We start from the raw sequence: 12,052 nt of genomic DNA on the forward strand, positions 1-12,052 counted from the left end.
AAGGGTGTTCGTGACCCTTGATGAAGGGTGTTCGTGACCCTTGATGAAGGGTGTTCGTGACCCTTGATGAAGGGTGTTCGTGACCCTTGATAAAGGGTGTTCGTGACCCTTGAAACAATTTATTTATATGATATATATGAGACAAATTCATTACGTCATCCAGACCCTGCTCAGAGGGAAGGGGAGTGTCCCCTTCAAAGTCATCTCCCTCGGTCTGGGACTTGCCATGAGCATCCTGCTCTTTGCCCGCGTGGCCTACGAGCAGAGTTACGACACGTGCTTCCGAGACTACGACCGCCTCTATCAGGTGTGGTCCATGTTTATTTTGAACAATGAGAAGAACGAGCCGCAAACCATGAACGTGGGGCCGCTGGCAGGCGCCATCCTCGAAAACTTCCCCAGGGAAGTGGAGGCGGCTACCTGCACCAACAGCTATCTGTCGTCGCGGCCCCTGTATTACGGCAATACCCGTTTCAACGAGTCCAAGCTGTGTGCCGACTCGCTCTTCTTCCAGACGATGGGCATCGAGGTGCTGAGCGGCAATCCCGTGCAAGACCTTCAGCAACCCGATGTGATTTACCTGAGTAAGAGTCTGGCCCGAAGGATGTTCGGCGGTGAAGAACCCGTCGGAAAGGTCATCAGCTACAACCACGAGCGCGACCTGACCGTGCGCGGCACCTATGCCGACCTGCCCGACAATACGACGGTCAAGGCCGACGCCGTCATCTCGCAGCCTCCTGCCTGGACGGCCCGACAGATGAACTACTCGTGGGACGGAGGCGACTCCTACTTTCAGTACGTGCGCCTGCGTCCGGGGGTGGATGTGGATGCCCTCAACGCCCGCATGGAGCAGATGGTCGAGAAATACCTGCCCGAACGCGACCGCTGGAGCTATACGGCCTATGTGCAGCCCCTGCGCGACACCTTCCGCCGGCAGGGCGACGTGCGGCGCATGTTCACCATCATGCTGACGCTGGGCCTGTCCATCCTCTTCATCACCGCCCTGAACTACGCCCTCATCTCCATCTCCTCGCTGAGCCGCCGGGCCAAGATGGTGGGTGTGCACAAGTGCAGCGGAGCCGGTAGAGGCGGCATCTTCGGCATGTTCATGCTGGAGACGCTGCTGGTGGTCGCGCTGGCGCTGGGCGTGATGTCCCTTCTGCTGTGGGGCTTCCGCGACTTTGTGGAAGACACGGCCTCCACCAAGCTGACGAACCTCTTTGCCGGAAGCCGCCTGTGGGTACCGGCTGCCACGATAGCCCTGTTGCTGGTGGTGGGCGGTGTACTGCCGGGGCGGCTCTTTGCGCGCATCCCTGTGACGCAGGTGTTCCGCCGCTACACGGAGGGCAAGAAGGGGTGGAAACGCCCGCTGCTGTTCGTGCAGTTTGCGGGCGTGGCCTTCATCTGCGGCCTGCTGTGCATGGTGATGATGCAATACCATTTCGTCATGAGCAAGGACATGGGCTTCAGCACGAAGCGTATCGTAAACTCCTATCTGCCCCTCAAGACAGGCGAGGAATGCGACAACGCCTACAACTTCTTCCGTAACCTGCCTTATGTGGAAGGCCTCTCCTCTGCCTACGGCGATCCGCTGGGGGGCTATAGCGGTTGCTTCATCGACGGGGAAAACGGCGAAACCCTGTTCTCCGCCCGCTTCGATGCCTGCATGTCCAACTACTACGACCTGATGGGCATGAAGCTGAAGGAAGGCCGCCTGCCGCGCGACAACAACGAGGCGGCGGTGAACGAGACCTTCGTCAGCCTGATGAAGTGGGGGAAGGATGCCGTCGGTCGCACCGTACATGTCAGAGGCAGAACCGTCACCGTGACGGGTGTGCTGAAAGACTTCCAGATAAACGGCTTCTATTCCGAGCCGATGCCCTACATCGGCTTCATGAACAGGCAGTTCAACTACAACCTGCACTTCCTGCTGAAGGAGCCTTTCGCCGAGAACCTGCAACGCCTGACGAAGGATGCCGCCGAAGCCTTCCCCGGCATCGACTTCATTTCGATGGAAGAGATGATGAATAGGATGTACAACCCCGTCCGTGTGTTCCGCAACGCCACCGTCGTGGCAGGCGTGGTGATGTTCTTCATCATGCTCATGGGCCTGCTGGGCTATACGGCCGACGAAGTGCAGCGCCGAAGCAAGGAGATAGCCATCCGCAAGGTGAACGGTGCCGATGCCTCTTCCATTCTCTGCCTGCTGGGGCGCGATGTGCTCTATGTGGCAGGGCCCGCGGTCGCGATAGGCATGGTTGCGTCGTGGTACGTCAACTCCCTTTGGATGGACATGTTCAGTGTCCGGGCCTCGATGCCGGCAGGGATCTATGTGTCGATAGGCGCGGCCGTGCTGGCCGTCATCACCGGCTGCGTGCTGTGGAAGTCGTGGCGCGTCGCCAACGAGAACCCCGTACTGAGTATCAAAAGCGAATAATCTGTTAAACAAGCATTAAATAACTTCTCCGATTATGATTGAAATCAACAACCTAAGTAAAGTATTCCGTACAACGGAAGTGGAAACCATCGCATTGAACCAAGTGAACCTCCATGTAGACGAGGGCGAGTTTGTAGCCGTCATGGGCCCGTCGGGCTGCGGCAAGTCCACCCTGCTGAACATCCTCGGCCTGCTGGACAACCCTACTTCGGGCAGTTACCGGCTGTTCGGGCAGGAAGTGGCCGACCTGCACGAGAAAGACCGCACCCGCGTCCGCAAGGGCAAGATAGGCTTCGTCTTCCAGAGCTTCAACCTGATAGACGAGCTGAACGTCTTCGAGAACGTAGAGCTGCCGCTGACCTACCTCGACCTTCGTGCCTCCGAACGCAGACAGCGCGTGCACGACATCCTGAAGCGCATGGCCATCAGCCACCGCTCGAAGCACTTCCCCCAGCAACTCAGCGGCGGACAGCAGCAGCGGGTGGCCATCGCCCGTGCCGTAGTGACCAACCCTAAGCTCATCCTCGCCGACGAGCCGACCGGCAACCTCGACTCGAAGAACGGCGCCGAAGTCATCCGGCTGCTGAGCGAACTGAACGGCGAGGGCACTACAATCGTCATGGTGACCCACTCGCAGCACGACGCCTCCTTTGCCCATCGGACGGTGCACCTGTTTGACGGAAGCGTGGTGGCAAGCAACAGAAACCTGTAATCGAAAGACGTGAACATGAGACACCTGTACTACACCCTTCAGACCCTGCTTCACGGTCGTGGAGGCACTTCGGAGAAAGTCATCTCCCTTACGCTGGGATTGGTGATGGGCGGGCTGCTCTTCACACAGATAGCCTACGAACTGAGCTTCGACCGTTTCTATCCGAACCCCGATACGCTGGTGATGCTGCGCATGAGAGACGTAAACCGGGGAGTGCCCGACCCTGAATACAACTACACCACCTATCGTCCGGCGGCGGCCGACCTCAGCGAGGCCTTTTCCGGGTTAGTGGAGAGTGCCTGCCTGACTTCCAACTTCTGGGCGCCCGCCCTCTACAAGGACGACAAGAAGCTGGAAGACATCCAGATCCTCTTTGCCGACACAGCCTACTTCGCAACCACCGGCCTGCCCCTGCTGCAAGGCGACCCAAAGGACTTGGCCCTGCAAGGCAATGCCTTCATCTCCGAAAGCAAAGCCCGCGAACTCTACGGAGCCGAAAGTCCCATAGGCAAGGAACTCTCTGTAGAGAAGATATTCAACGTCACCATCCGAGGCATTTATGCCGACGTGCCGCACAACAGCATCATGTCCCACGATTTGCTGCTCTCCATGTCTGCCATCGACTGGTGCTTCGGAGCAGGCACGTGGGGGACGAACAACATTTATGGCATCCTGTTCCGCCTGAAGCAGCCCGCCGACGCGGACGCCATGAACAGCCGTATCCAGCAGGCCGTAGAACAGTACACCGACACCCATCTGGGCGACGACGTGGTGACGGAGTACAGCGTCCTGCCCCTGTATAAGGTCTACCGCTCCTTCTCCGACAGCACGCGGCGATTGGTCATTCTGGGCGTGCTGGGCTTCTCCATCTTCTTCGTCTCCATCCTGAACTACGTGTTGCGTGCGGTAGCCGCCATGAGCCGAAGGGCCAAGTTGGTGGGCGTGCACAAGTGCTGCGGCGCCGACGGCCGTCACATCCTCTCGATGTTCCTTTGGGAGACGGGGCTGTTGGTGGCGGCCTCCATCGTCTGCGGTGGAGCCTTGTTGTGGCTGCTGCGCGAACAGGTGGAGGAATTGTTAGGCAGCCGCCTGGCCGACCTCTTCACCGGACAGACGCTCTACGTGCCGCTGGGCACGGTGCTGCTGCTCTTCCTCGTGGCAGGCGTGGTGCCCGGACGTATCTATGCCAATATCCCTGTGACGCAGGTGTTCCGCCGCTACACCGACGGCAAGCGTTCATGGAAGCGCGGCCTGCTGTTCGTGCAGTTCATCGGCGTGTCCTTCATCGGCGGCCTGCTGCTGACTACCGTGTGGCAGTATCACGACCTGATGACCCGCAGCGTGGGTTTCCAATCCGAAGGACTGGCCGTAGGCACAGTGACGGGTAACATCCGACGGGCGGAGAGTGTGGCCGACGCCATCCGCCGCGAACCCTACGTAGAGGCGGTGGCAGGCAGCAGCTTCAATCTGCTGGATCATTACAACACCACCCGCCTGACCGACAATCAGGGCAACTTCATCCGTCCCCTGCACTTCATGATAATCGACAAGGACTTTCCTGCGGTGACGGGCATAACCTTGCTCGAAGGCAAATGGCCGCAGCATCAAGGCGAAGCCCTCGTGGGCCGCAAGACGGTGGAGACGCTGAAATGGGAAGACACCGCCATCGGCCGCCGGCTGCCCGTCGACCCTGCCTGGGTCGGACTGGAAGAGCCGCCCGTCGTGACAGGCGTAGTGGAGGACGTGCGCAACATGGGGTTCTTCATGGACCAAACCTGCACCGCCTTCATCCTGAGCGACCGCATCCGCACTTTCAACGTCCGCCTGAAGGCCCCGTTAGACGATAACCTGAAGCGCCTGAACACCTTCGTCAAGTCCGCCTATCCCGACTTAGCGCTGGAGTTCACCACCTATCAGGACATCCGCCGCGAGAAGAACGCCGACGTTTCCACTTTCCGCAACACCGTGTGGGCCACCGCCGCCTGCATCGTCCTCATCGTGCTGATAGGACTTATCGGCTACGTCAGCGACGAGACGCAGCGCCGCTCCAAGGAGATCGCCATCCGTAAGGTGAACGGTGCCGAAGCCTCAGACATCCTGCGCCTGCTCTCGGTGGACATCCTCAAGATAGCCGTCGCAGCCGTTGCGGCAGGCATGGCCGCAGCGTGGTACGTCTCCGGCCGGTGGATGCAGCAGTTTGCCGACAGCAGCCTGCTTTCGCCCGCGTGGTACGTGTTGCTGGCCCTTCTGCTGCTGGCGCTTGTCGTGGCGGTGGTGGTCTGCAAGGCATGGCGCATCGCCAACGAAAACCCTGTACTGAGCATCAAGAGCGAATAATCTTTAAAACGAGGACGACATATTTAAAGTTAGAAAACTTGCAGGTTACAGATACTTTTCACACCTTTGCACCCATTTCGACGAAAAGTATATGGATAACAGCAAGATGAATACCGCCGTCCTCTTCGATTTCGACGGCGTGGTGATAGATACCGAAACGCAATACAGTGTCTTCTGGCATCGCTTGGGGTTGGAAGATCTGGGTATGGACGACCTCGATATACGCATTAAGGGGGAGACCCTGACCCATATCTATGATACGTTCTGGCCGGGCATGAAGGAACGGCAAGCGGAGATTACCGCTGCCCTCGACCGGTTTGAGCAGCAGATGACGTTCGATTTCATTCCCGGAGTGCTTGCGTTCATGGACAATTTGCGCCGGCATCGTGTGCCGATGGCTGTCGTCACCAGCTCCAACGACAAGAAGATGGCAGCCGTGCGCCGCGTGCATCCCGACCTCGACCGCTTGTTCGACCGCATTCTGACAGCGGAAATGTTCACCGCATCAAAGCCTGCCCCCGACTGCTTCCTGTTGGGCATGCAAGTGCTTGGTTCCGAACCGCATACGACGTGGGTCTTCGAGGATTCGTTCAACGGCTTGCGAGCCGGAATGGCTTCGGGTGCTAATGTCGTCGGGCTTGCCACGACCCATCCGCGTGAAGCCATTGCACCGCTGTGTCATGCCGTCATCGACGACTTTCGGGGGTTCACCTACGAAAAGATGCTGAGAGTGAAGAAGCAATGAGAAAAAACTGTAATTTTGCAGGCGGATTATTCGGAATAACAACTCTTTAAATAGAACGCAACAATGGCTGGATACATTTCAGACGACACACGGAAAGTGACTACGCATCGCCTCATAGAGATGAAGCAAAGAGGCGAAAAGATTTCGATGCTGACGGCATACGACTACACGATGGCACAGATTGTGGACGGTGCGGGCGTGGACGTCATCTTGGTGGGCGACTCTGCCTCGAATGTCATGGCGGGCAATGTGACGACACTGCCCATCACGCTGGACCAGATGATTTATCACGGAAAGTCGGTGGTGCGCGGCGTGAAGCGTGGTATGGTGGTAGTAGACATGCCTTTCGGCTCCTATCAGGGCAACGAACTCGAAGGGCTGGCTTCGGCCATCCGCATTATGAAGGAGAGCCATGCCGACGCGCTGAAGTTGGAAGGCGGGGAGGAAATCATCGGTACCGTGAAGCGTATTCTGAGTGCAGGCATCCCTCTGATGGGACATCTGGGCCTGATGCCGCAGAGCATCAACAAATACGGTACCTATACCGTCCGTGCCAAGGACGAAGCCGAAGCCGAGAAGTTAGTGCGCGACGCCCATCTGTTGGAAGAGGCAGGATGCTTCGCACTGGTGCTGGAGAAGATACCTGCTGCGCTGGCTGCCCGTGTGGCCCGCGAACTGGCTATCCCCGTCATCGGTATCGGTGCCGGCAGTGAGGTGGACGGGCAGGTATTGGTATGTCAGGATATGCTGGGCATGAACAACGGGTTCCGCCCGCGCTTCCTGCGCCGCTATGCCGACCTGCACACGGTGATGACAGATGCTATCAGCCGCTACGTGAGCGATGTAAAGAACCTAGATTTCCCAAATGAGAAAGAACAATACTGACGGCCGTTTGCTGACGCACGGGCTTAGGGCCATGTGTGTTGCCAACTTCCTGCTGTATGCTTCGGTGTATATGCTGCTGGGCGTGCTTCCGGCAGTTTTGGCCGGCGATTCCGCGTGTATCTATCCGGCTTTTCTGGCCGGCATGCTGTTCGCAGGCCCTTTCCATGCCTATCTTGCCGATGCCTTTAAGAGGAAAAACGTCTTATTGCTATCATACGCCGGAGTCGGAGTGACGATGGCGGCGGCTCCATACATTCCCGAAACCCATTATGCAGGGCTGGCTCTGCTTCAGGGAGCTTGTTTCGCCTTGGCATCGGGAGCCGGTACCACCATCAGCATTGATATAACCCCGTCGGGCCATCGCACGTCGAGCAACATGCTCTTCGCTTTCTGCGGACGGGTAGGGATGGTCGCAGGACTGGCAGCCGGCGTTTGGGGAATAGGCTGCCATCCGTTAGCATGGCTGATGTATGCGTCGGCGCTGCTGTGTGCCGTCGGTATTCTGTTGTGTACGACGGTCTATGTTTCTTTCCGTGCTCCTATAGGTCTGAGGCTGTGCAGTCTGGATCGTTTTCTTTTGGTGCGTGCCTGGCTGCCTGCGCTCAATGTGGGTATATGGGCTTTCTGTTTCGGTATTGCGGGTGCATCGTCGACAAGCCTTTCCGCGTCCGCAAGTTGGAGGTGGATATTGCTCCTGTCGGTGCTTCCGCTGCTGACTCCGTTGTGGGTGAAGATGTTTGTCAAGTTGTCTCACCATTGCCAGCGGGCTACGGGCAACATGACCTTCAACCTGCTGATGGACGGGGGAGTAATAGCCGGCCTCTGGACGATGTGCGTTACAGACAGCCCGGACACGTTGGCAACAGCCGCATTGGTGCTGGCCATACTTGTGTTTGCTTTCGCTACACGTCCTTATTATAAGAAGAAACGGGTGAGATAAGGGCAAAGAAAGGCCGTTATTATTCCCTCCGCGTGATGCCGCTTCTCTCCACCTGTTTGACTCCTTTTACCGTTCGCAGTTTCTTGATAAGCGCCTCCAGTCGTCCCGTATCGCCCACCATGACGGTCAGTGTGCCCGAAAAGAGACCGGCATTCGAATTGATGCCGATGCTGCGCAGCGTAATATCCGTCTCCTTCGAGATGATGGAAGTGATGTTGGTCACAATGCCTATGTCGTCGTGGCCCACCACGCGCAGGGTGATGGGATATTGCGTGCCTTCGCCCTTGCCGGCCCAGCGTGCCTTCACGATGCGGTAGCCAAAGCGGGCATGCAACTCCGCAGCGTTGGGGCAGTCACACCGGTGTATCTTAATGCCGCCCGTCACACTGACGAAGCCGAACACCTCGTCGCCGTAGATGGGGTTGCAGCATCGGGCAAGCTGGAAGTCGATGCCCTTCAGGTTCTGGTCGATCACGAGCACATCCTCCTTGGCCGAACCGTCTTCCGGCACACGAGATTGCAGGTTATACTCCTCGGCCTTGCGGTACTGCACTTCGTCGTGGAGGTCGTTCTCACGTCTCTGCAATTCCAAATAGCGGTCGATGATGTCGTTCACGTCTGATGTCCCGTCGGCAACGGACTGGTAGAACTCCGTAACCACCTTGTAGCCCATGCGCTTGATGAGCCGCATCATCACGCCCTCGTCGTAGTCTATCTTGCGGTTCTTGAACTTCCGCTCCAGCGTTTCACGGGCGAAGTCTGTCTGCCGGGAGGCCATTTCCTTCAACGCCTGACGTATCTTGGTGCGTGCCTTCGAGGTGGTGACTATGTTCAGCCAGTCCTGCTTGGGGGTCTGTGTGTTCGATGTCATGATTTCCACCTGGTCGCCGCTCTGAAGTATCTGCTTCAGCTGTACGTTGCGTCCGTTCACCTTGGCGCCGATGCACTTGCAGCCCAACTTGGTGTGGATGTGGAAAGCAAAGTCGAGCACCGTGGCTCCTTTGGGCAGTTTGAAGAGGTCGCCCTTGGGGGTGAAGACAAAGACTTCGTCCTCGTACAGGTCCATCTTGAATCGGTCCATCACTTCCAGGTCGCTGTCCGAACTTTCGAGCGCTTCGCGTACCGAAGTCAGCCATTCGTCCAACCCGCCTTCGCCCTTGATGCCCTTGTAGCGCCAGTGGGCCGCCAGACCGCGTTCGGCAATCTCATCCATGCGTTCGGTGCGTATCTGTACCTCCACCCACTTGCCTTCGGGGCCCATGACGGTGATGTGCAGCGACTCGTAGCCGTTGCTCTTCGGCACGGACAGCCAGTCGCGCAGCCGTTTGGGGTTGGGCTGGTACATATCCGTCACGATGGAGTAGGCCTGCCAGCATTCCAGCTTCTCCTTCTCCAGCGGAGAGTCGAGGATGATGCGGATGGCAAACAGGTCGTACACGCCTTCAAAGGGGCATTTCTGCTTCTTCATCTTCTGATAGATGGAGTGGATGGACTTGGTGCGCCCCTTGATGTGGAACTTCAGCCCGGAGTCTTCCAGCTTCTTCTGTACCGGAGCGATGAAGGCGGCTATGTAGCGGTCGCGGGCGGCTTTGGTCGCGTTCAGCTTGTCCTTGATGTGATAATAGATGTCATGTTCGGTATATTTCAGGGAGAGGTCTTCCAGTTCCGACTTCAGTTTGTAGAGACCGAGCTTGTGGGCGAGCGGCGCATACAGATAGGCCGCTTCGTTGGCGGCCCGGCGGCGTGCTTCATCGTTTTCCGCATCCCTGATTTGACGCATGATGTTCACACGGTCGGCAATCATGATGAGGATGACGCGCATGTCTTCGGCAAAGGAGAGGAGCAGGTTGCGGAAGTTCTCCGATTCGATGGTCGGGCTTTTCACATAAAGCTCGTTCACGCGAATCAGTCCCCGGATGATGCCTGCCACGTCTTCGCCATATTCGCGATGGATGTCTTCGGCCGTACACTGTCTACTTCGCACCACTTCGTGAAGCATCAGCGCCAGGATGGATGCCCGCCGCATACCGATTTCTTCGGCCACGATGACGGCCGTCTGCATGTCTTTGATGACCGGATTCAGGCCGAACACGTCGCGCTGCAACCCGTTGGAGGCGGCACAGGCCACAAGATGGGCTTTCAGCTTGCGGCAGTCGCCCGGCAGCAGGGTATCGCCCGATAGCTGTAACAGCTTGCGGTAGAGAGGGACAAGCATCCGTTTCTCTGCATCCGTGAAGAAAGTATTTGTGTTCATATCGCGTTCTTTTTGATGGTTACGGGTGCAAAGTTAATACTCTTTGTCACATTATCTGCGGTTTTGCCGGATTTATTGCAAATCATTATAGGCGGGCACGTCGGGCAGGAAGTCACACCGTCCGTCGGCGTAGTCCATGCGGCAGCAATAGTGGCGGAGGCCGTTGCTCACAATCAGATAGTCCACCTTCAGCGCCATGTTGTAGCGGGTAATCTGGTCGAAGGCGGCCTGGGTAATCGGGACGTCGGGGGCTTTGTACTCCACAATCATGCGGGCCGACAGGTCGCGGCGGTAGAGCACCGTGTCGCACCGTTTCCGTATGCCGTTGAGCTGCACCTGCACCTCGTTGGCTATCAGTGTCTGCGGATACCCCTTGTGGGCGATGAGGAAGTGGACGAAGTGCTGGCGCACCCATTCTTCGGGCGTCAGGGTCACGTAACGGCGGCGGATGTCGTCGAATATCACCTGTTTGCCGTCGTGTACGGCAATCTTGGCGTCAAAGGCGGGCAGGTTCAGCGGAAGCATGGCGGACTTGTTTCTTACAGGTTTCTTTGTGCGAAGACAAAAGTACAAAAAAAGGACGGATCCGGCATCCGTCCTCGAAAACATTTCATCGGCTTCCTTAAAAAGGGGATGGAATCACTGTCGGACAGGCGGTCTTGCCCATCCTTCCTTCCTTATTTGCGAATGGTATTCGAATTCTGGTTGTAAGCCTTGGCCACGCACTTCCATTCTCCATTCATCTTCATCAGCAGCAGATAGTCGGTAAAGTCGATGCGGCCACCCCATTTCTCTTCCAGAACACGGACTACGGCCAGTGTCTCTTCTACAGCCACCACGTCGATACGTGCCTTGAAATCATGGCCTGCACCTACGGTGTCCACGTTCTGATAGAATTGCCGGATGCTGCCGTGTTCCAGCTTTCCGTCCAGATAGCCGAACAGCACGGCTTCGTCGATGAACAACTCTTTGGCATAGCTGCTGTTGCCTTCGGCCACACTTTTCACGAACTTCATGGCTGCCTTCTCTACAGCCTCATACTCTTCGATACTTGCTCTCATAATGATAATTGTTTTAACGGATGATTAACTGCCGCAAATGTACGTGGTAAGCCCCATTCGTGCAAGTAGCGAAAAATTATTCCCATACCGAAAATTTATTCGGTATATTCCGGCATAAGGCGGTTATCCCTATCTTTGTGCCCGAATCAAGAGAACAGAGCTATGTATGAAAGAAAAATTCCTGTAGATTTGGACTGCCCCTTGCGGCTGACCATGAGCCTGATAGACTCCAAATGGAAGTCGTGTATCCTGGACGAGCTGCGGCACGGGCCGTTGCGTCCCAGCGAGCTCCACAAGTCGTTTCCCGAAGCAACTCCCCGTGTGCTGGACATCCAGCTGAAAGAACTGGTAGAGGACGGACTGGTGTCCAAAACCATCTTTCCCGAACTGCCCCCGCGTTCCGAGTATGCCATCACGTCGTTGGGACAGACCCTGATTCCGATTATCGACGCCATGATAGAGTGGGGCAACCGGAATGAGGCGCTGTTTGAGCGGAAGTACGGCAGGAAGGAAGAGGAATAAAATACTCCTTTTGTTGAAGGTCACGAACACCCTTTATCAAGGGTCACGAATACCCTTCATCAAGGGTCACGAATACCCTTTATCAAGGGTCACGAACACCCTTTATCAAGGGTCACGAACACCCTTCATCAAGGGTCACGAACACCCTTCATCAAGGGT

The 12,052-nt window shown here is 56.9% G+C and carries 10 protein-coding genes; 7 read left to right on the forward strand and 3 right to left on the reverse strand.

Annotated features, from left to right (window positions below; all coding sequences use genetic code 11):
• Positions 1-136: 136 nt before the first annotated feature.
• From Q0Z70_RS11410 to Q0Z70_RS11435, 6 genes are all read left to right on the forward strand, one after another.
• Positions 137-2,437 (forward strand): ABC transporter permease, encoded by a 2,301-nt coding sequence (locus Q0Z70_RS11410; protein ID WP_298074630.1) that lies wholly within the window; start codon positions 137-139, stop codon positions 2,435-2,437.
• Positions 2,438-2,471: 34 nt separating this feature from the next.
• A complete protein-coding gene (locus Q0Z70_RS11415) occupies positions 2,472-3,149 on the forward strand; it encodes an ABC transporter ATP-binding protein (RefSeq protein WP_298074631.1) in 678 nt (225 codons plus the stop codon).
• 15 nt (positions 3,150-3,164) lie between these two features.
• Entirely contained in the window at positions 3,165-5,486 is a 2,322-nt protein-coding gene (locus Q0Z70_RS11420) for an ABC transporter permease (protein ID WP_298074633.1), read from the forward strand.
• A 91-nt stretch (positions 5,487-5,577) separates the two neighbouring features.
• Complete coding sequence (locus Q0Z70_RS11425; RefSeq protein ID WP_298074634.1) at positions 5,578-6,231, forward strand: HAD family phosphatase; 654 nt, start codon at positions 5,578-5,580, stop codon at positions 6,229-6,231.
• Between the two features lie 63 nt (positions 6,232-6,294).
• Positions 6,295-7,116, forward strand: a complete 822-nt coding sequence (gene panB, locus Q0Z70_RS11430) for a 3-methyl-2-oxobutanoate hydroxymethyltransferase (RefSeq protein WP_298074636.1) — start codon at positions 6,295-6,297, stop codon at positions 7,114-7,116.
• Entirely contained in the window at positions 7,097-8,056 is a 960-nt protein-coding gene (locus tag Q0Z70_RS11435; protein WP_298074638.1) for an MFS transporter, read from the forward strand. The genes panB and Q0Z70_RS11435 overlap by 20 nt, the downstream gene beginning before the upstream one ends.
• Before the next feature lie 19 nt (positions 8,057-8,075).
• On the opposite strand, the gene Q0Z70_RS11440 is transcribed toward Q0Z70_RS11435, so the two are convergent.
• The 3 genes from Q0Z70_RS11440 to Q0Z70_RS11450 form a co-directional block, all read right to left on the reverse strand.
• On the reverse strand, positions 8,076-10,310 hold the full coding sequence (locus tag Q0Z70_RS11440) for a RelA/SpoT family protein (RefSeq protein WP_298074639.1): 2,235 nt from the start codon (positions 10,308-10,310) through the stop codon (positions 8,076-8,078).
• A gap of 72 nt (positions 10,311-10,382) precedes the next feature.
• On the reverse strand, positions 10,383-10,835 hold the full coding sequence (locus Q0Z70_RS11445; protein ID WP_298074641.1) for a type I restriction enzyme HsdR N-terminal domain-containing protein: 453 nt from the start codon (positions 10,833-10,835) through the stop codon (positions 10,383-10,385).
• Positions 10,836-10,987: 152 nt separating this feature from the next.
• A complete protein-coding gene (locus tag Q0Z70_RS11450) occupies positions 10,988-11,371 on the reverse strand; it encodes a nuclear transport factor 2 family protein (protein WP_298074643.1) in 384 nt (127 codons plus the stop codon).
• A gap of 162 nt (positions 11,372-11,533) precedes the next feature.
• On the opposite strand from Q0Z70_RS11450, the gene Q0Z70_RS11455 reads away from it, so the two are divergent.
• Positions 11,534-11,893 carry a helix-turn-helix domain-containing protein gene (locus Q0Z70_RS11455; RefSeq protein ID WP_298074645.1) on the forward strand — a complete coding sequence of 120 codons (360 nt, stop codon included), beginning with the start codon at positions 11,534-11,536 and terminating at the stop codon, positions 11,891-11,893.
• Positions 11,894-12,052 lie beyond the last annotated feature (159 nt).

The organism is uncultured Bacteroides sp., from assembly GCF_947632445.1.
GTDB lineage: Bacteria > Bacteroidota > Bacteroidia > Bacteroidales > Bacteroidaceae > Bacteroides.